19 protein-coding genes are annotated in these 16,419 nt (G+C 63.3%); 9 read left to right on the forward strand and 10 right to left on the reverse strand.

Annotated features, from left to right (window positions below; genetic code table 11):
• Positions 1 to 96: 96 nt before the first annotated feature.
• From BM269_RS15250 to BM269_RS15260, 4 genes are all read left to right on the forward strand, one after another.
• Positions 97 to 1,077 carry a lipin/Ned1/Smp2 family protein gene (locus BM269_RS15250; RefSeq protein WP_211482699.1) on the forward strand — a complete coding sequence of 327 codons (981 nt, stop codon included), beginning with the start codon at positions 97 to 99 and terminating at the stop codon, positions 1,075 to 1,077.
• A 42-nt stretch (positions 1,078 to 1,119) separates the two neighbouring features.
• A complete protein-coding gene (locus BM269_RS15255; RefSeq protein ID WP_090438245.1) occupies positions 1,120 to 1,497 on the forward strand; it encodes a PH domain-containing protein in 378 nt (125 codons plus the stop codon).
• A complete protein-coding gene (locus BM269_RS29995) occupies positions 1,494 to 1,622 on the forward strand; it encodes a hypothetical protein (protein ID WP_255372309.1) in 129 nt (42 codons plus the stop codon). The genes BM269_RS15255 and BM269_RS29995 overlap by 4 nt, the downstream gene beginning before the upstream one ends.
• Before the next feature lie 77 nt (positions 1,623 to 1,699).
• Positions 1,700 to 2,638 carry an alpha/beta fold hydrolase gene (locus BM269_RS15260; protein WP_090438248.1) on the forward strand — a complete coding sequence of 313 codons (939 nt, stop codon included), beginning with the start codon at positions 1,700 to 1,702 and terminating at the stop codon, positions 2,636 to 2,638.
• On the opposite strand, the gene BM269_RS15265 is transcribed toward BM269_RS15260, so the two are convergent.
• Positions 2,580 to 3,497: a LysR family transcriptional regulator gene (locus BM269_RS15265; protein WP_090438251.1), complete on the reverse strand. Its 918-nt coding sequence runs from the start codon at positions 3,495 to 3,497 to the stop codon at positions 2,580 to 2,582. The two genes, BM269_RS15260 and BM269_RS15265, sit on opposite strands and share 59 nt — an antisense overlap.
• A 101-nt stretch (positions 3,498 to 3,598) precedes the next feature.
• On the opposite strand from BM269_RS15265, the gene BM269_RS15270 reads away from it, so the two are divergent.
• Positions 3,599 to 4,549, forward strand: a complete 951-nt coding sequence (locus tag BM269_RS15270) for an MBL fold metallo-hydrolase (protein WP_090438254.1) — start codon at positions 3,599 to 3,601, stop codon at positions 4,547 to 4,549.
• On the opposite strand, the gene BM269_RS15275 is transcribed toward BM269_RS15270, so the two are convergent.
• Entirely contained in the window at positions 4,550 to 5,302 is a 753-nt protein-coding gene (locus tag BM269_RS15275) for a substrate-binding periplasmic protein (RefSeq protein WP_090438726.1), read from the reverse strand. It lies immediately after the preceding gene.
• Between the two features lie 203 nt (positions 5,303 to 5,505).
• On the opposite strand from BM269_RS15275, the gene BM269_RS15280 reads away from it, so the two are divergent.
• Positions 5,506 to 6,999: a tetratricopeptide repeat protein gene (locus BM269_RS15280; RefSeq protein WP_090438257.1), complete on the forward strand. Its 1,494-nt coding sequence runs from the start codon at positions 5,506 to 5,508 to the stop codon at positions 6,997 to 6,999.
• A 14-nt stretch (positions 7,000 to 7,013) separates the two neighbouring features.
• A complete protein-coding gene (gene pnuC, locus BM269_RS15285; RefSeq protein WP_090438729.1) occupies positions 7,014 to 7,574 on the forward strand; it encodes a nicotinamide riboside transporter PnuC in 561 nt (186 codons plus the stop codon).
• 7 nt (positions 7,575 to 7,581) lie between these two features.
• On the opposite strand, the gene BM269_RS15290 is transcribed toward pnuC, so the two are convergent.
• Genes BM269_RS15290 through BM269_RS15305 form a run of 4 tightly spaced genes read right to left on the reverse strand, consistent with a single transcriptional unit; the run spans position 7,582 to position 10,273 of the window.
• A complete protein-coding gene (locus BM269_RS15290; protein ID WP_170860387.1) occupies positions 7,582 to 8,295 on the reverse strand; it encodes an SIMPL domain-containing protein in 714 nt (237 codons plus the stop codon).
• Positions 8,292 to 8,636, reverse strand: a complete 345-nt coding sequence (locus BM269_RS15295) for an energy transducer TonB (protein WP_170860388.1) — start codon at positions 8,634 to 8,636, stop codon at positions 8,292 to 8,294. The genes BM269_RS15290 and BM269_RS15295 overlap by 4 nt, the downstream gene beginning before the upstream one ends.
• Before the next feature lie 13 nt (positions 8,637 to 8,649).
• Positions 8,650 to 9,897: a M56 family metallopeptidase gene (locus BM269_RS15300; RefSeq protein WP_090438266.1), complete on the reverse strand. Its 1,248-nt coding sequence runs from the start codon at positions 9,895 to 9,897 to the stop codon at positions 8,650 to 8,652.
• Positions 9,890 to 10,273: a BlaI/MecI/CopY family transcriptional regulator gene (locus BM269_RS15305; RefSeq protein WP_090438269.1), complete on the reverse strand. Its 384-nt coding sequence runs from the start codon at positions 10,271 to 10,273 to the stop codon at positions 9,890 to 9,892. Before BM269_RS15305 ends, BM269_RS15300 begins: the two co-directional genes overlap by 8 nt.
• A gap of 334 nt (positions 10,274 to 10,607) precedes the next feature.
• On the opposite strand from BM269_RS15305, the gene BM269_RS15310 reads away from it, so the two are divergent.
• Positions 10,608 to 13,169, forward strand: a complete 2,562-nt coding sequence (locus tag BM269_RS15310; protein ID WP_090438273.1) for a TonB-dependent receptor plug domain-containing protein — start codon at positions 10,608 to 10,610, stop codon at positions 13,167 to 13,169.
• On the opposite strand, the gene BM269_RS15315 is transcribed toward BM269_RS15310, so the two are convergent.
• Positions 13,153 to 13,920 (reverse strand): response regulator transcription factor, encoded by a 768-nt coding sequence (locus tag BM269_RS15315; protein WP_090438276.1) that lies wholly within the window; start codon positions 13,918 to 13,920, stop codon positions 13,153 to 13,155. The two genes, BM269_RS15310 and BM269_RS15315, sit on opposite strands and share 17 nt — an antisense overlap.
• Before the next feature lie 250 nt (positions 13,921 to 14,170).
• Here BM269_RS15315 and BM269_RS15320 point away from each other — a divergent pair, with 250 nt between their 5' ends.
• Positions 14,171 to 14,668, forward strand: a complete 498-nt coding sequence (locus BM269_RS15320) for a winged helix-turn-helix transcriptional regulator (RefSeq protein WP_090438278.1) — start codon at positions 14,171 to 14,173, stop codon at positions 14,666 to 14,668.
• Here BM269_RS15320 and BM269_RS15325 read toward each other — a convergent pair.
• Genes BM269_RS15325 through BM269_RS15335 form a run of 3 tightly spaced genes read right to left on the reverse strand, consistent with a single transcriptional unit; the run spans position 14,661 to position 16,322 of the window.
• Entirely contained in the window at positions 14,661 to 15,467 is an 807-nt protein-coding gene (locus tag BM269_RS15325; RefSeq protein ID WP_090438281.1) for an anti-sigma factor family protein, read from the reverse strand. The genes BM269_RS15320 and BM269_RS15325 overlap by 8 nt on opposite strands.
• Positions 15,464 to 15,961, reverse strand: coding sequence for an RNA polymerase sigma factor (locus BM269_RS15330; protein WP_090438284.1), 498 nt, complete (start codon positions 15,959 to 15,961; stop codon positions 15,464 to 15,466). The genes BM269_RS15325 and BM269_RS15330 overlap by 4 nt, the downstream gene beginning before the upstream one ends.
• A 4-nt stretch (positions 15,962 to 15,965) precedes the next feature.
• Positions 15,966 to 16,322 carry a COG4315 family predicted lipoprotein gene (locus BM269_RS15335; RefSeq protein WP_090438287.1) on the reverse strand — a complete coding sequence of 119 codons (357 nt, stop codon included), beginning with the start codon at positions 16,320 to 16,322 and terminating at the stop codon, positions 15,966 to 15,968.
• Positions 16,323 to 16,419: the final 97 nt, after the last annotated feature.

The raw sequence follows: 16,419 nt of genomic DNA on the forward strand, positions 1-16,419 counted from the left end.
ATGGAGGTACACCTCTAAGATTTTGGCTCGTGCGGTCATTTACTTGTAGCAGAGTCCTGCTAGTTTTAGCGGGTAGACCACTCAAAGGAGGAACCGATGCTGAATACCGTTAGCCGTGCGGTCGTAATCGCGTGCGCCTTTTCCACCCTGCCGGCAATGGCAGCCTGCCCGGACTATGTGACGGCGGCCAACCCGCCGACGCTATCGGGCCCTGTGCGCAAGGGTTTCGCCAATTTCGGGAACACCATCCTGGCCGGGATTTACAAGCCTTGGCACATGGCGCACGACGCCATCGTGAAGGCTGGCCAGGCGGCGACGATCACCGGAAAATTCGATTACGACGCGGTCCTGCACAAGGACCTGGAGGGCGAGCGGGTGCACGCCTACCTTTACGGTACCGGCATGCAGCAGTGGCAGTACCTGGGAAACTTCATCACCAATAGCGATGGCAGGATCAACGTGCCGCTGGGCGTGCGCCCGGTCGGCGATTATGTGGTGCGCTTTGTGGTGGAGGGTGACTTGAGCAGTACCAACGGCTACCTGAGCGTTGTCGATCCAAGCCGCGACGCGGTCTTGTTCGACATCGACGGTACACTGACGATCAACGATTTCGAAGCCTATGCCGACTACGTCGGCGTCAAGACCGCAACGGCGTATTCCTTTGCGCCCCAGGTGGTGAACGCCTATCGCCAGAAAGGCTACCAGGTGATCTTCCTCACCGGCCGCCCATACTGGGTCACGAAGGACGGGCTGGAATGGCTGAAGATCCAGAACATGGGCCAATGGCATTACCACTCCAATCCCTATGGCGACGGCCCGATTCCGCCGAATACGCAACAGTTCAAGACCGACTACGTGCGCTACCTGCGCAACACGGTCGGCATGAACATCGTGCGTGCCTACGGCAACGCCACGACCGATATTGCAGCCTATGCCGATGCGGGCATTCCGAAAGCGCAAACCTACATCATCGGCCCGAACGCCGGCGTTTCCGGCACGCAGCCGGTGCAGGGCGATTACACCGCGCATTACAGCTTTGTGGTGGAGTCCACCCCGGTAGCCAGCTGCCGCCTGTAACGTGATAGATTCCCACTTTGAACATTGAGAAGGAGGTTTAAAGTGGGAATCCTTGATGGCATGCTGGGCAACGCTTCCAAGATCGATATAGAGGACTTGCGGGAGGACTTCGCGAAAGTCCTTGCGCCGAATGAGCGAGTGGAGCATGCTTACCAGTTGATACGCGACTATTTCGTCTTCACCGACAAGCGCCTGGTGGTGGTGAATATCCAGGGTGTCACGGGCAGCAAGAAGGAATATCACTCGATCCCTTACAAGAGCGTGACGCATTTCAGCATCGAGACCGGCGGCACGCTGGACCTCGACGCGGACCTGAAGATCTGGATCTCCAGCACCTCGGAACCGTTCACGCAGAAATTCAATAAGCGCCTGAGCATTTATGAAGTGCAGGCAGTCCTGGCGAGCTATGTGCTGAAATGAAGCGATTCGTCTTCGTGCCGGTGTTGGCTGCAGCCGCCTTCTATATCTGGGGCGATCCTGCCGGGCTGCTGCACCGCGTCAGCATGTGGACTTGCGACTGGCTGCGCGTCTTCAAGGTCTGCTGAAGCATCGATCCTTCGTCGACGGGCGAATTGTTGCGGCGAGCCTGTCGCTAGCATGATGGCTTTTACGGGAGCCAGCCATGCCAGCCTACGAAGTGATCGATATTCCCAGCCACCTTCCGGCCCTGGTGGCGCGCGTGCGCCACACCGCGCCTGACCGTGCCAATGGTGCGCCACCGGTGCTGTTCGTGCACGGGTCTTCCTTCCCCTCGGGACTGTCTTTCGATTTCCGCATGGATGGCCAGTCGTGGATGGACTGGATGGCGGCGCGCGGTTACGACGTGTATGCGCTCGATTTTCCCGGCTACGGCCTGTCGGATCGCTTCGCTGCCGATGCTGCTGCCGATGCCGATGCCGCCTCGCTGCCCGGCCGTGCGCGCGAGGTGGCGCAGGATGTAGGCGGCGCGGTCGGTGCCATTCTGCGCAAGACCGGCAGGCAGCAAGTGGTGCTGATTGGGCATTCCTGGGGCGGATCGGTGGCTGCGCGCTATGCGCAGGACCACGCTGCCAAGGTGGCAAAGCTGGTGCTGTTTGCGGCAATCACGCCGCGCGCGGCGCCCGCCCAGGCGCCCGCACCTGCGAAGCCTGCCGAGCCTTATGAGGCGTTGACGCCGGCCCAGCGCATCGCCGCCATGGACAGCCTGCGCCCGCCGCAAGAATCTCCGCTGCTGCACGCCGATATCTTCACCCGCTGGGGTGCGCAATGGCTGGCATCGGACGGGCGCCGCGAAGGTGCGGTACGTTTTCCCGCCGGCCCGAGCGCCGACCTGGCCGACCTGCAGCAAGGCCGCACTTACTACGATCCTGCACGGCTGGAAATGCCGGTGCTGCTGGTGCGCGGCGAATGGGATGCATGGCCCAGTGACACAGACTACCGCGCGCTGCAGGCCGCGATCAAGGGCGCGCGCTACGCGATTGTCCCGCGCGGCACCCACGTCATGCATCTCGAGGCTGCGCGTTTCAAACTGTATGAAGAAGTGCTGGATTTCCTGCGTAGCGGCTCACCAGGAAGTCGATAAAGGCACGTACCCGCAGCGGCAGGTTGCGCCGGGTTGGGTAGACCGCATAAACCTCCACTGGAGCCTTGCGCCAGCCCTCCAGCAAAGGCCGCAATTCGCCGCGTGCGATCGCCTGCGCAACGATGAAGTGCGGCAGGTAGGCGACGCCGTGCCCTTGCACCGCCGCTTCGCGCAGCGCGGCGCCGTTATTGACGCGGAACGCTGAACGCACGTCGACGCTGAAAGGAGCGCCGTTGGACGGATCGCGGAAGGACCAGTACGCGCCGTCGTCGAGGTTGCTGTAGGCGAGCCCCCTGTGCGACGCGAGCTGTTGTGGCGTGACGGGGAATCCGTGCTGCGCCAGGTATGCCGGGCTGGCGCATACGGTATGCTCGATCGAGGCGATGCTGCGCGCCACCAGGTTCGAATCCTTCAGGCGCGAAATGCGGATCGCCAGGTCGAAGCCCTCGTTGACGATGTTGACGATGCGGTCGTTCAAGTCCAATTCAACGGCCAGGTCGGGATGCTGTGCCGCGAAATCCGCCGCCAGCGGCGCCAGGCACATCACGCCAAAAGACATCGGGCCTGCCACACGCAGCTTGCCGCGCAGGGCGGCGCTGCCGGACGAAACCTCGGCCTCCGCATCATGAAGGTCGTCCAGCAGGCGCAATGCGCGCTCATAAAGCAGGGCGCCGGCCTCAGTAACGCTCATACTGCGGGTGGAACGCACCAGCAGTTGCGTGCCGAGGCGGTCTTCCAGTTCGCTGACGCGCCGGCTGACCGCCGACTTGACCACGCCAAGGCGTATCGCCGCACCGGAGAATCCTTCCGCTTCCACCACCGCTACAAACGTCTTCAAATCTTCATAGCGGTCCTGCATTGTTCTTCTCCCGTGGATTCTGTGTGCTCAGCGCGAGGCCCGCAGGCGTCAGGCATGCGCCTATGATGGGGGCCAGTATAAAACCTTCACAGGAGAGAAGCATGAAAATCAGGATGACTGACGCCGCATTGTTGCTGGCCGCCGGTGCTGCGCAGGCTGGCGAGCCGGTATGGGATGCCAACAAGGTCGAGTTGAAGGCGCACAAGCTGGCCGACGGCGTGTACGCCATGGTGCCGGCCGACGCGGCCAGGGCGGCGGATGGCGTACCGATCGCCACCACTTCCGGCATCCTGGCCGGCAGCAAGGGTGTGCTGGTGGTCGATACCATGCTCAACGAACGCTTGCACAAGCAGGTGATGGCGGAGGCAAAGCGCCACGGTGCGCTCCGCTACGCCGTCAATACCAGCTACCATGGCGATCACTCCTACGGCAATTACTTCTTGCCGAAGTCGGTCACCGTCATCCAGCACGCTGCAGCCAAGGCATACGTGGACGCTAACTTCACCAAGGACGTCCAGTTCATGGAGGGAGCATTCGGCAAAGGCCGCGGCATCGACAGGATCAGGCCGCGCACCGGTGACGTGCTGGTGGCCAAGGACAGCCGCGTGCAGCTGGACCTGGGCGGTAAGGTCGTCGAGATCATCGACTTCGGCTTCGGGCAGACCGGCGGCGACCTGGTGGTATGGGACCCGCAGGCCAAGGTGGCCTTTACCGGCAACCCGGTGATCGCCGGCAAGCCTTCGCTGCCATGGCTGCTGGACGGCCATGTCCAGGATACGCTGGACACGCTGACCCGCCTCTATGATTTCCTGCCGGCGGACGCGCGTATCGTGCCGGGACACGGTCCGGTGATCGCCAGGGAAGCGATGAAGTGGCACCTGGACTACCTGGCCGCATTGAAGGCCGCGGTGCAGGATGCCCACGCCAAGGGCATGTCACTTGAGCAGGCGCAGTCGCACGCCGAACTGACCGCGTTCAAAGGCTATGCCATTTACGACTGGGTCCACAAAGGCATCAACGTTCCTGCCGCCTACGTGGAATTCAGGAAGTGATCAGTGGATGCCATAGCGCGCCCGGATGGCGGCCAATGATCCGTTCTGCTCCAGCTGGGTGATCGCCTGGTTGATACGCGCCAGTTGCGCTTGCGTGGTGCTGGCGGCATTCAGCATCAGGTGCACCGGCGCGCGGTAGGGCATATAGGCCAACTGCACGATTTTGATGTTTTGCTGCCGCGCGATGTGGCGCAGGGCATGGGCGTCACCCATGATCAGGTCTCCGCGCCCTGCCTCCAGCATCTTGACGCCTTGTTCGAACGTGCCGAAGGTGCTGCGTCGTCCTTCCGCGTTCAGCAGCGGGGCGGCGCGATCGTAATCGTCGCCGTAATAGCCCAGGCGCGGTGCCAGCAGGCTGGCATGCTGCTTGACGATGTCCTGGAAACTGTCGATGCGTTTGAACTTGTCCAGCTTCTCCGGCACGGTGAACAGGCCGACCGTCTCCTGCCGGTAGGGCAGGCTGAAACGGGCGTAGCCGCGCCGCTCTTCGGTGGCGGAAGCGGCCATCAGCAGATCCAGTTTGCCCTGCTGAAACAAAACGTTGCGCCGCGCGGGCGGCATTTCCTTTTCCAATTGCAGGACGCAGCCCGCCTGCTTGACGATGGCCTGCAGCAATTCGAAATCGACGCCGCCCAGCACTTCCTTGTCATTGTGATAAAAATAGGGTGGCCATTCTTCGGGCGCCAGGCGCAAGGTACAGGCCCCGGCAGGATTGGCGAGTTGTAGCAGGAGTGCAGCGAGCAACAGCCTCATGGCCGAGGGCATCCGAAAATATCCACGAGGACAGTGTTTCAGATGGCAGCGTTGCTGTAAAGAGAAAAGCTGGTCAGTGTGGTGCCGGTATATTTCCCGACCGCCGGCCCCGGTAGTGGCGCCGCAGCGCCAGGTGCATGCATTCTGCTGGCCGAATATGACGGCCGTTTGACGCGCGTGTGACGACTTGGTGTAATACGGCCATGAAAGAAATACATGCACTCCTGCAACAAGCCGTTGCCTTGCACCAGAAAGGCGAATTAGCCGCTGCGCAAGCCATTTATGATGAGGTGCTGCGCGCCCAGCCGCTGAACTTCGATGCCCTGCACCTGAGCGGCGCTTTGGCGCGCCAGCAGGGCGAACCGCAACGTGCGCTGGACCTGATCGATGGCGCACTGGCGATCGACAGCCGCCGCGCCATCGCCCACTGCAACCGCGGCGTTGCGCTGCAGGATCTGGCCCGTTACGACGAGGCGCTGGCCAGCTTCGAGCGCGCGCTGGCCCTGCAGCCCGGTTACGCGATCGCCCTGAGCAACCGCGGCAACGCCTTGCGCCACCTGGGGCATCTCGAGCGCGCCCTGGAAAGCTTCGATGCGGCGCTGCGCCTGTCGCCCAAGTATGCCGACGCGCTGTGCAACCGTGCACTGACGCTGCAATCGCTGGCGCGCCACGAGGCAGCGCTGGACACCTTCGGCGCGGCATTGCAGGCGCGGCCTGAATATCCGGAAGCCTTGCACGGCGCAGCCATCTCGCTGCTGGCGCTGGGCCAGCCGGCCGATGCGCTGGAAGGCTTTGAGCGTGCGCTGCACATCCAGCCGGAGTACGCGGAAGCGTGGTGCTCGCGCGGGGCCTTGCTGCTGCGTGCCCAGGACCATGAAGAAGCGCTATCGAGCTTCCAGGATGCGCTGACGGCGCGCCCGCGCTATGCGCGCGCCCAGCTTGGCTTGGCGAACACCTTGCGCGCCATGGGGCGCCGCGAGGAGGCAGTCGCGGCCTACCAGGCGGCGCTGGCCTTTGGTGCGGAGGCCGACACCGTCGGCTACATGCTGGCCATCATGGGTGCGGAACAGGCGCCGGGGGCTTCGCCCGCTGGGTATGTGAAGGCGCTGTTCGACCAGTACGCCGGCAACTTCGACCGCCACCTGGTCGACGTGCTGCGCTACCGCACGCCGTCCTTGCTGGTGGAGGCCCTGCGCCGCCACCTGCCGGCGGGCGAGCTCGATATGCTGGACGCCGGCTGCGGCACCGGCTTGTGCGGCCCGCTTTTGCGCCCATTGGCCTGCCTGCTGGAAGGCGTCGACCTGTCGTCGCACATGCTGGACCGTGCGCGCGATACCGGCCTGTACGACGGCCTGTATTGCGGCGAGATGGTGGCTTATCTGCGCGCGCGCCCGGCCAGCGTCGACGTCATCGTCGCGGCCGACGTGTTTGTCTACCTGGGCGACCTGAAGCCCGTGTTCTCCGTGGCGCGACTGGCGCTGCGCAGCGGCGGCCGCCTGGCATTTTCGGTGGAGCGGCACGACGGCGCGGAAGACTTCGCACTGCGCTCCTCGGGACGCTATGCGCATTCGCGCACCGGCATCGAAGCGCTGGCACGCAGCCTCGGCTTCACCATCCATGAAATCACCCCGAGCACGCTACGCCAGGAAAGCGGCGAAGACATGCCCGGCTTGCTGGTCATACTGTCGACACCTTGATGCCCGATATGAACATGATGTCCCTCGAAATAGCCGCAAACGCGGTCATGGCCGTGTCGATCTTCCTGGCCGGGCGCAACAACATCCATTCCTGGTGGACCGGTATTGCCGGCTGCGCGCTATTCTCGGTGCTGTTCTACGGAGCGCAGTTGTATGCCGACGTGGCGCTGCAATTGTTTTTCATTGTCACCTGCGTCATCGGCTGGCGCCAGTGGCTGCGCGGCGACCATGGCCACGCGCTGCACATCCGCACCACGCGCCGCGCAACGCTGCTGAAGATGGTGCTGGCCGGTATCGCCGCCACCGCAGCTTATGGCTTGATGCTGAAGCATTTCACCGATGCCTTCGCACCGTTTGTCGATTCGACGGTGCTGATGTTCTCCATCATCGCGCAAGTACTGCTGATGGGACGCCGCATCGAGACCTGGCCAGTGTGGCTGCTGGTGAACACCATCTCCGTGCCGCTCTATGCCAGCCGGGGCCTGTACCTGACGGCGGCGTTGTATGCTGCTTACTGGATCAATGCCCTGGTGGCATGGCGGCATTGGCGCCGGCAGCGCATGGCTGGCGCTTAGAACCGGTTCATTTCAGCACGAAGATCGCATTCACGGTCTGCGAATACGCGATTGAATCAGGCACGGAGTACTTGCCGGTTTGCGGCACGGTGCCACGCGATACGCGTCCTGGCTGCTGTTCGATGTAGGGCGCACCAACCTGGTCGAGCGGACCGCGGGCGATGGCAACCACGGGCCCGAGCTTGCGGCCGAAGGCCTTGGCCAGCGACGCGCCTTTGCTGCGGGCGTCGTCGGCGGCAGCGGACATCAGTTGGGCGTTGATGTCGTCGCCATCCGTGCGGTCGAAGCTGGAACTGATATTGGTGACGTGGTCCATGTCGACCAGCTTGGCGATCAGGGCAGGCCATTGCGCCAGGTCACGCACGCGGACGTGGAACAGCCGTCCCATCGAATAGGCGGGTGGCTGCTGCTCGCCGACCGGGACGGTCTTTTTCTCGACTTCATAAGCCTCGATATCCGCTTCCTGTACGCCGTGTTCGGCCAGCAGCTGCATGGCGCTGGCGCTCAGCTCCTGCAGTTGGCTGGCGGCGATTTGCGCGCTGGCGTCCTGCGCGCCGGTTTCGAACTTCACTTCGCCGATATCGGGCCGCATCCAAAGCTGCGCCTTGCCGCTGGTGCTGACGAACGGATGCGAAGGCAAGGCGGGGCCGGATGCCCGGGCGCTGCACGTAACAGCCATTGCACAAGTTGCGATGGCCGCGATGATGAAGCCCAATCTCATTTGCCGTGCTCCTGGATCCAGACGTATTGCAGATCGGTCTTGCCCGGGCCGTTCTTGAAGCGGCATTTGGCGATGCCGCTGCGGGCCGCTTCGTCCAGGGCCGGGTGGCCGGAGGACTTGACGATGGCCGAGTCCTTGACGGCGCCGAGTTCGTCAACGGTGAAGTTGAGGGCGACGGTGCCGGCATGTCCTGCTTTCAAGTCTTCCTGCGGCCAGGCCGGCTTGGCGCAGGAGCTGAATTCCACGACGGGACGCTGGGCGGCGTCGGTCGATCCGGCATGGGCGCAGGCGGTGAGGGTGGCGAGGGTGGCGAGCATGGCTGCGGTGCATAGGTGTTTCATTGGTTTGTCTCCTTTAGTCGAGGGTCCACACATACTGCATTTGTTGCCACGATTCGACGGGCTTGCCGCGAACCTTGGCGGGTGAGAAGCGGCATTTGCCGATGCCGTTTTGCGCTGCTTTATCCAGCCCAACATGGCCGCTGGACCTGACCACCCTGGAACCGGTGACGTCTCCTTTCGCATTGATGCGGAAACTGAGCGTGACGGCGCCGGTATGCTCGGCTTGGAGGTCTTCTTGCGGCCACAGCGGCTTGGCGCAGGATCTGAAGTCGACCACTGCCGGCGTGCGTGCGGCCGGGACGCTGGCGGCATCGACACGGGCATTGGCGTAGCCGGCCAGGCAGGCGGCCGTGATACCGAACGCCGCCAGCAATCCTTTCCAGTTGCTGCGTTGCTGCGGCGGCAGCATCAGGTGGCGGATGCGCTGCATCAGGTCCCCGCCATCGGCCGCCAGCGCTAGTCGCTGCGAAGCGAACTGCATCTTCTCCAGCTCGGACAGCGCCAGCGCCAGCCTGCGCGGTTCGCCTGTCAGTTGCGCGGCGATCCCGTCGGCCACCAGCTCGCGCTCATGGCGGATGCGGCGCGACAACCACCACACTGCCGGATGGTAGAACAGCAAGGTTTCGACCACGTTCTGCAGCAGGTTGACCAGGTAGTCGTGACGGCGCACGTGGGCCAGCTCATGCGCCAGCAGCGCTTCCAGCAATTCCGGCGGCATGCGCGCCACCAAGGCTGCCGGCACCAGCACGACCGGGCGCCACCAGCCCGCGGTGATCGGGCTGGCCAGCGCTTCAACGATGCGCAGGCCGACTTCGCGGCGGATGCCGAGGCGGGCTGCAAGTTGTGACAGGCGTTGCTGCCAATGTTGGTTGCGGCCACCGGTGCGGCGGGCACGGGCGATCCAGGCCAGGCCCAAAACGCTGCGTAGCGCCAGGGCCCCGACGCAGGCCAGCCAGGCTGCCACCAGCAGCGGCAGGCGGTTGTCGATGCTGGCCAGAAGATCGCTTTGTGCAAACGTGTCGGCGCCGCCCGCCAGCACCAGGGCTTGCAGGGAGTGCGGCGTGGCTTGCAGGGCGCTGGCGAATTCGAAAGCGGGCCATAGCAGGCAGGCCAGCATCGCCGCGCAGGCCAGGCCATATCGGGCGGCGGGGCGGGCCCCGCGCATCAGCCAAAGCAGGGTAGCGGCGGCGAGGCCAACCAGCGCGCCTTGCCAGAGGAAGTGGATCAGGGTCCAGCCGGCGGCGTGGATGATCTCATTCATTTGGCTTGTCCTCCTGCTTAAGCAGTTCCTCGATTTCCGCGCGTTCTTTCTTCGAGATGCCGCTTTTCAAGGCCGCCAGCACCAGGGCCTTGGCGGAGCCGGCGAAGGCGCGCTGCAGCAGGTCTTGCAGCATATTGCCCTGCATCGCCTCGCGCGCCACCGCGGCGGCGTAGATATGGGAGCGCTGGCTTTCGTCGCGGATCAGCAAGCCCTTGCCATGCATGATCTGCATCAGGCGCAACACGGCACCGTAGGCCAGGTCGGGCTTGTCGGCCAACATGGACTCGTGCACCTGTTTGGCGGTGGCGGGGCCCAGCGGCCAGATCGCTTGCAACAGTTCCAGCTCGGCTGGCGTGGGTTTCGGAGTGGTGGCCATGTTTATTTCCTTGTAAGGTTTTAACTAGAATAGCCTGTCTAGACATAGTTGTATACTTCGCGTTGGCCGCTGTGGCGAAATGTAGACAAAGCTGTCTATAGATCTAAATTGCATATAAATCTGAGTTTTAATTAGTTTCAGAAATGAAAGGTCGACGTTATAGTTGCCGTATGAAAACGCCAGCCTTACATCGCCGCCACACCATCTACCTGCTCTGCATGGCGCAGTGCATGTGCCGCTGCTAAGCGCGCCCCACCCGAATCCCTCGCAATACACCGTTTCGCCGACCCCGCCCACGAGGCAGGCTGGCCCCCGCTTACCCAAAAGGAAGAACATGATCAAGCCTCTCAGCATCACCCTGGCCATTGCGGCCGCTTTCCCGCAGCTGTCCTACGCCGAAGAAGAACTGGCCCGTGTCGTCGTTACCGGCTCGAATATCCGCACCTCGCAGAAAGAAGGCGCGAGCGCCGTGCAGGTGCTGACCGCCAAGGAACTGGCCGCCACCGGCAAGACCACCGTGGCGGACATCCTGCGCACCATTTCCGCCAACAGCGGCAACAGCTACAACGAGCAGTACACCGGCAGCTTCTCGGCCGGTACCGCGGGCCTGTCGCTGCGCGGCCTGGGCCAGAAGAACACCCTGATCCTGGTGAACGGCAAGCGCGTGTCTTCCTACGCCACGGCACAAGACCTGCAGGAAGTCTTTGTCGACCTGAACTCGCTGCCGATGGCGGCCGTGCAGCGTATCGAAGTGCTGAAGGACGGCGCTTCCTCCGTCTACGGTTCCGACGCGGTGGCGGGTGTGGTCAACATCATCCTGTACAAGGAATTCAAGGGCACCGAGGTGAGCGCGCAGGTGGGTTCGTCCACTGAAGGCACCGGCCAGCTTGAACGCAGCGCAGCGCTGCAGACCGGCTTTGGCAGCCTTGACGACAAAGGCTGGAGCGTGGTGTTCTCGCTCGACGCGCTGAAGCGCGACAAGCTGCAGCAGACCGACGTGTCCTACCTGCGCGGCAGCGATTTCCACGGCTATGCCAACGGTACGCTGGCGTGGACCCCGACCAATTATTACGGCACTACCGATGCGACCAGGCAGTTGGGTGGTGTGCAGGGGCCGCTGCAGGTGCAGAACTACGGCGACATCACGCCAGGCAAGAGCGGCCAGGTGCTGGCCTATAACCCGGCCGAATTCCGCACCCTGGTCCCGGGCGTGGAGCGCGTGCACACCTCGCTGCGCGGCACCCTGAAACTGAACGAGGACACCGAGGCCTATGCGGAAGGCCTGTACGGCTACTCCTGGGCGGAGCAGACGTTCGGCGCGCCCTTGACGGTGGGTAGCGGCCTGCGTGCATGGAACAACAGCAAGCAGGCGCTGGATAACATCACCGTGGCGCTGCCGGTTGGCCACCCGAATAATCCGGGTACAACTGCACTGCCGTTCACCGCCACGCTGTTCGACCTGGGCCCGCGCCTGAAGGAAGACAAGGTGGACTTCTATCGCGTGCTGACCGGCGTCAAGGGTGTGTGGAACGGCTGGGAATATGACGCTTCCATCGCCCGCTCCGGCAGCAAGCTGAAGGAAACCGTGGATAACTTCGTCAACCGCTACGAGTTCGAGAAAGTGCTGGCAGACGGCAGCTACAACTTCGCCGACCAGTCGCTAAACAGTGGAGCGGTGCGCAACCGGCTGCGCCTGTCGACCCTGCGTCCTGCCCAATCGAAGCTGACCGTGGCCGACTTCAACGCATCCAGGGAACTGCTGGACCTGCCGGCCGGTGCGCTGGGCTTCGCCTTCGGCGGCCAATGGCGCCAGGAAGAAATGAATTCCAACACCTCGACCGCCGTGCTGTCGGGCACCGAACTGCGTCCTGCGATCAACATCATCCAGGGCAAGCGTGAAGTGACCGCGGCCTTCGCCGAATTCAACGTGCCGGTGCTGAAAGACCTGACCTTCAACCTGGCCGGCCGTGCCGACAAATACAGCGATTTCGGCTCGGCCTTCTCGCCGAAAGCCAGCGTGCGTTACCAGGCCGCCCCGTGGCTGCTGCTGCGCGGTACCGTGTCGCGCGGCTTCCGGGCACCGTCGCTGCCGGAGATCACCAATTCGACTTCCGTCAGCTATGGCTCCGTGCTCGATGCGAAAGACCCGATCACGCCAGGCCAGTCGCGCGGCGTGACCAACATCACCGTCGCCAATACCGAACTGTCGCCCGAGCGCTCCAGGAACGTGAACCTGGGCTTTGTGGTGTCGCCGTCGGCCAACAGCAGCGTAGGCGTGGACTTCTTCCATATCCGCACCAATGGCGTGATCGACACCGAAAGCACCGACACCATCCTGGCCAACGAAAGCACGCACCCTGAGAAAGTGGTGCGCGACCAGCAGGGCCGCATCCTGACCCTGTACCGCCAGTACGCCAACCAGGGCGAGCGCGTGGTAAGCGGCATCGACGTCGACCTGCGCTACAAGCTGCCGAAGTCTGCCTACGGCAACGTGACCCTGAATGCGCAATTGAGCCGCGTGTTCAAGTACGAGCAGCCGCTGTCGAACGGCGAGCCGCTGACCAACGGCGCCGGCACCAACTACTTCGGTTCGATCCCGAAATGGCGCGGTACCACCAGCGCTACCTGGGAACTGGGACAGTGGACCAGCAACGCGGCATGGAATTATGTTGACGGCTACCAGCAGACCACCCGGCCGGGCGAGCGCGTGAAGCCGTTTGCCACGGTGGACCTGAACGTGGGCTACAAGATCAGCGCAGCCACCAGCGTGCACCTGCTGCTGGCCAATGCCTTCGACCGCAAGCCTTCATGGGACAGCTCGTTCAACTTCTTCGACTATACCCAGGGCGATCCGCGCGGCCGCTTCGCGTCAGTCAAGCTCAATCACAAGTTTTGATGATTGAGGCGCGGTAGCTGCTGGGCGTCGTGCCCATCCGCTCGCGGAAGGCGGTAGCGAAATTGCCGGCATTGGCAAAGCCCAGCAGCAGCGCGATGTCTTGCACGTCCATGTCGGTATCGCGCAGCAAATGCGTGCCGCGCTGGATGCGCGCTTCGCGGATATAGGCGAACACGGTCATGCCGGTGTGGGTGCGGAACAGCTGGTTCAGCTTTTCGCGGTAGGTACCCACGCTGGCGGCGATTTCCGCCAGGCCGGGCAGGGCAGCCAGGTTGTCGTAGATCAGGCGCTTGGCTGCATTGACGATCACCGAGTCGGTATCGATCGGTTCGGCTTCGGTGGCTTCCACCGGGGGCCGCTTCATCAGATTCAGGTGCACGTGGATGCGTGCCGCCAGTTCACCTGGCGTAAACGGCTTGCTGACAAAGTCGACGCCGCCAAGCTGAAGGCCCATGATGCGGTCTTCCACCGCTTCGGTGCCGCTCAGGAAAATAATCGGGATATCGCGCGTGGCCGGATTGGCCTTAAGTAAACGACAACACGTGTAGCCGTCCATATTGGGCATCCGCACGTCCAGCAGGATCAGGTCGGGCTGGCCGGACAGCGCCAGCTGGTAACCCTGTTCGCCATTGAACGCCACCGAAACGCGGTAGGGCATTTCGCTTAACAAGTCGACGAGCATGCGCTGTTCGAACGCGGAGTCATCCACGATCAGGATATTGCGCACTTGTGCGTCGCTGGTCAGGTACATGGTTTTTTTTGCTGGGGCTGTGTTGCATATTATGCCCATGTTTAAAGAAAAAGTTGCGCATTTCACATTGGGCAGAGGCTTTCTCTCCTCTGGCAAAAGTAATGTGCGCCGCAACAACGCCGAATGGAAAGAAGATAGCGACGTTCCTTGCAAGAGTGATTTTTGGTGAGTCTTTTAGGGGTGTTTTCGCGGTTCAATTGAGTCTGAAGCATTCAACTGGTTAAATTAAACCAACTGACTAGGAGGCAACATGAAACATACCGACTTTGGCCAAATGCCTTGCCCGATCGCGCGTAGCCTCGGCAAGGTAGGCGAGTGGTGGAGCATCTTGATTCTGCGCGATGCGTTCTACGGCCTGACCCGCTTCGATGAATTCGAGAAGAGCCTGAAGATCGCGCCGAACATGCTGACCCGTCGCTTGGCCGGGCTGGTCGAGGGCGGTTTGATGGAGCGCCGCCAGTACAGCACCCGTCCGCCCCGCTATGAATATATCCTGACCAAGGCGGGCCGCGACTTCAAACCCGTGTTGCTGGCCTTCATCGCCTGGGGTAATGAGCACCTGTCGCCGGAAGGCGCCAGCTTGCTGGTGGTGAGCCGCGAAACCGGCAAGCCTGCCGATCAGGTACTGGTCGATGCGAATAGCGGCTTGGCCATCAATGACGAGGACTATATGTTCGCGCCAGGGCCAGCCGCACCTGAAGTGATGCGTAACCGCATCACCGAAGCCGGCCGCCGCGTGCCTAATTAGGCTGCAGCTGTTCGTAGACCGCGTTGGCGATCTGCGACAGCTCGTTCTTTCCGACGGCAGCCGACAGCGCATAGCCGAAGCTGCCGTCGATCCAGTAAAACACCCCCACGTTGCCTTCCTGCGCGAACCGGAATCCGGTGTCGCGGTTTTGCTTCTGGCCGGAACTGACGTAAAGCGTCAGGCGCTGGCCGCCGGTGTCGGTGTACATGAATTGGGCCACCGGTCCGGCGTCGCCGGGCAGCAGGCGGCCGCCCACCAGTTCATACCCCTGTTGTGCCAATTGCGGCGGGCGCAACTGTTTGCCCAGGCGTTTCGACAGCCATGCCACCAGGTGTTGTTGCTGGTCGGCACCGACTTCCACCGGGTGTTTGACTTCGGGTGTATAGACGGCGTGGGCGATGGCTGCCTGGCGGGGCAGGGCCGCCAGCGGCGACGGTGTGCCGCTGGCCGCCAGTGCCGCGCCGGCCTCCGGTCCCGCCCCGCGCAGCGTCCAGCCGGCGGCGCCGCCGATCACGCCGGCGCCGATGGCAACCGCCAGCATGGCTGCCATGCGGCGCCAGGCGGGGATGGTCAACGCCGCGGCGTTGGCCTGGGCAGGGCGGGCGGACGGGTGCAGCGCCGCTGGAATACGGGCATCGAGCACCTCGTCGAACAGCGCGTGCAGGGCGGCATTCTGCGCGCGGTAGGCTTGCAGGCGCGCCGCTTCGGCGGGGTGGTCGGCCAGGTAGCGCTCGACCGTTGCTTGCCGTTCCGGCGGCAGGCGGCCATCGACCCAGGCGTGCAATTCGGCTTCGTTCATTTCACTACCTTCAAATTGGCGGCCGGCGGATGTCCCGCCATCAGCCGCCGCAAGTTCTCACGTGCGCGGCTCAGGCGCGACATCACGGTGCCAAGCGGGATGTCGAGCGTGGCCGCCACGTCTTCGTAGCGCATTTCCTCCAGCGCCACCAGCAGCAGCACTTCGCGCTGGGCGGACGGCAGTTGCTGCAAGGCCCGCTCCAGGTCGCGCATGTCCAGCACGCCTGACGACGGCGCGCAGGGCAGGTCGCCGTCGTCCAGCTCGACGGCCGGCGGCGGCGCACGCCGCAACTGGTCGACGTGCAGGTTGTGCATGATGCCGAACAGCCAGGCGCGCAAGTCCCCGTCCGGCCGCCACTGGGCGATGCGCGCCCAGCCGCGTTCCACGGTGTCCTGCACCAGGTCGTCCGCGCTGGCGCTATCGCCGGTCAGCGCGCGCGCATAGCGGCGCAGGCGCGGCAGGCAAGCCAGCAAGTTCGCATGCACATCCTGCATGCGCTCAATCCTTGACGACGTGCCAGATGTCCTTGACGTTGTCGCCGGCCCGGTCGCCAGCTTTCTTGTCGCCGACGAACAGGTAGAGCGGCTTGCCTTTATAGGCCAGCTGCTTGCTGCCGTCGTCGCGCGTGATGGCCGACCACGGTGCGGCCAGTTCGCCGGCAGCGGCGACGGCAGGCCAGTTTTTCAGGCAGCCATCGACGCAGGCGCTCTTGCCGCTGCCGGCCACGTCCTTGTCGAAGGTGTAGACCGTCATGCCGGCGGCATCGACGTAGACGCCGTCGGTTTTTTTCAGTGGTTCGGCAGCGACGGCGGCAGTGCTCAGCAGGGCGGCCAGGGTAAGGACGATGAGTTTCATGGTTACCTCCTAGAGTGTTGAGTATTGCGTATACGTAGCGTGTGGCGAGCTTATTCCATCCTGCCTAAAATAATTTCCTGCCAATTCTGTCACGGAG

This window comes from Duganella sp. CF458, assembly GCF_900113115.1.
In the GTDB taxonomy this organism is placed as follows: Bacteria; Pseudomonadota; Gammaproteobacteria; order Burkholderiales; family Burkholderiaceae_D; genus Rugamonas.

Excerpts from the sequence above, each read along its gene's own strand:
- BM269_RS15250 (WP_211482699.1), top strand. The coding sequence starts at position 97 with ATGCTGAATACCGTTAGCCGTGCGGTCGTAATCGCGTGCGCCTTTTCC.
- BM269_RS29995 (WP_255372309.1), top strand. The coding sequence starts at position 1,494 with ATGAAGCGATTCGTCTTCGTGCCGGTGTTGGCTGCAGCCGCCTTCTAT.
- BM269_RS15260 (WP_090438248.1), top strand. The coding sequence starts at position 1,700 with ATGCCAGCCTACGAAGTGATCGATATTCCCAGCCACCTTCCGGCCCTG.
- BM269_RS15265 (WP_090438251.1), bottom strand. The coding sequence starts at position 3,497 with ATGCAGGACCGCTATGAAGATTTGAAGACGTTTGTAGCGGTGGTGGAA.
- BM269_RS15270 (WP_090438254.1), top strand. The coding sequence starts at position 3,599 with ATGAAAATCAGGATGACTGACGCCGCATTGTTGCTGGCCGCCGGTGCT.
- BM269_RS15275 (WP_090438726.1), bottom strand. The coding sequence starts at position 5,302 with ATGAGGCTGTTGCTCGCTGCACTCCTGCTACAACTCGCCAATCCTGCC.
- BM269_RS15280 (WP_090438257.1), top strand. The coding sequence starts at position 5,506 with ATGAAAGAAATACATGCACTCCTGCAACAAGCCGTTGCCTTGCACCAG.
- pnuC (WP_090438729.1), top strand. The coding sequence starts at position 7,014 with ATGATGTCCCTCGAAATAGCCGCAAACGCGGTCATGGCCGTGTCGATC.
- BM269_RS15290 (WP_170860387.1), bottom strand. The coding sequence starts at position 8,295 with ATGAGATTGGGCTTCATCATCGCGGCCATCGCAACTTGTGCAATGGCT.
- BM269_RS15295 (WP_170860388.1), bottom strand. The coding sequence starts at position 8,636 with ATGAAACACCTATGCACCGCAGCCATGCTCGCCACCCTCGCCACCCTC.
- BM269_RS15300 (WP_090438266.1), bottom strand. The coding sequence starts at position 9,897 with ATGAATGAGATCATCCACGCCGCCGGCTGGACCCTGATCCACTTCCTC.
- BM269_RS15305 (WP_090438269.1), bottom strand. The coding sequence starts at position 10,273 with ATGGCCACCACTCCGAAACCCACGCCAGCCGAGCTGGAACTGTTGCAA.
- BM269_RS15310 (WP_090438273.1), top strand. The coding sequence starts at position 10,608 with ATGATCAAGCCTCTCAGCATCACCCTGGCCATTGCGGCCGCTTTCCCG.
- BM269_RS15315 (WP_090438276.1), bottom strand. The coding sequence starts at position 13,920 with ATGTACCTGACCAGCGACGCACAAGTGCGCAATATCCTGATCGTGGAT.
- BM269_RS15320 (WP_090438278.1), top strand. The coding sequence starts at position 14,171 with ATGAAACATACCGACTTTGGCCAAATGCCTTGCCCGATCGCGCGTAGC.
- BM269_RS15325 (WP_090438281.1), bottom strand. The coding sequence starts at position 15,467 with ATGAACGAAGCCGAATTGCACGCCTGGGTCGATGGCCGCCTGCCGCCG.
- BM269_RS15330 (WP_090438284.1), bottom strand. The coding sequence starts at position 15,961 with ATGCAGGATGTGCATGCGAACTTGCTGGCTTGCCTGCCGCGCCTGCGC.
- BM269_RS15335 (WP_090438287.1), bottom strand. The coding sequence starts at position 16,322 with ATGAAACTCATCGTCCTTACCCTGGCCGCCCTGCTGAGCACTGCCGCC.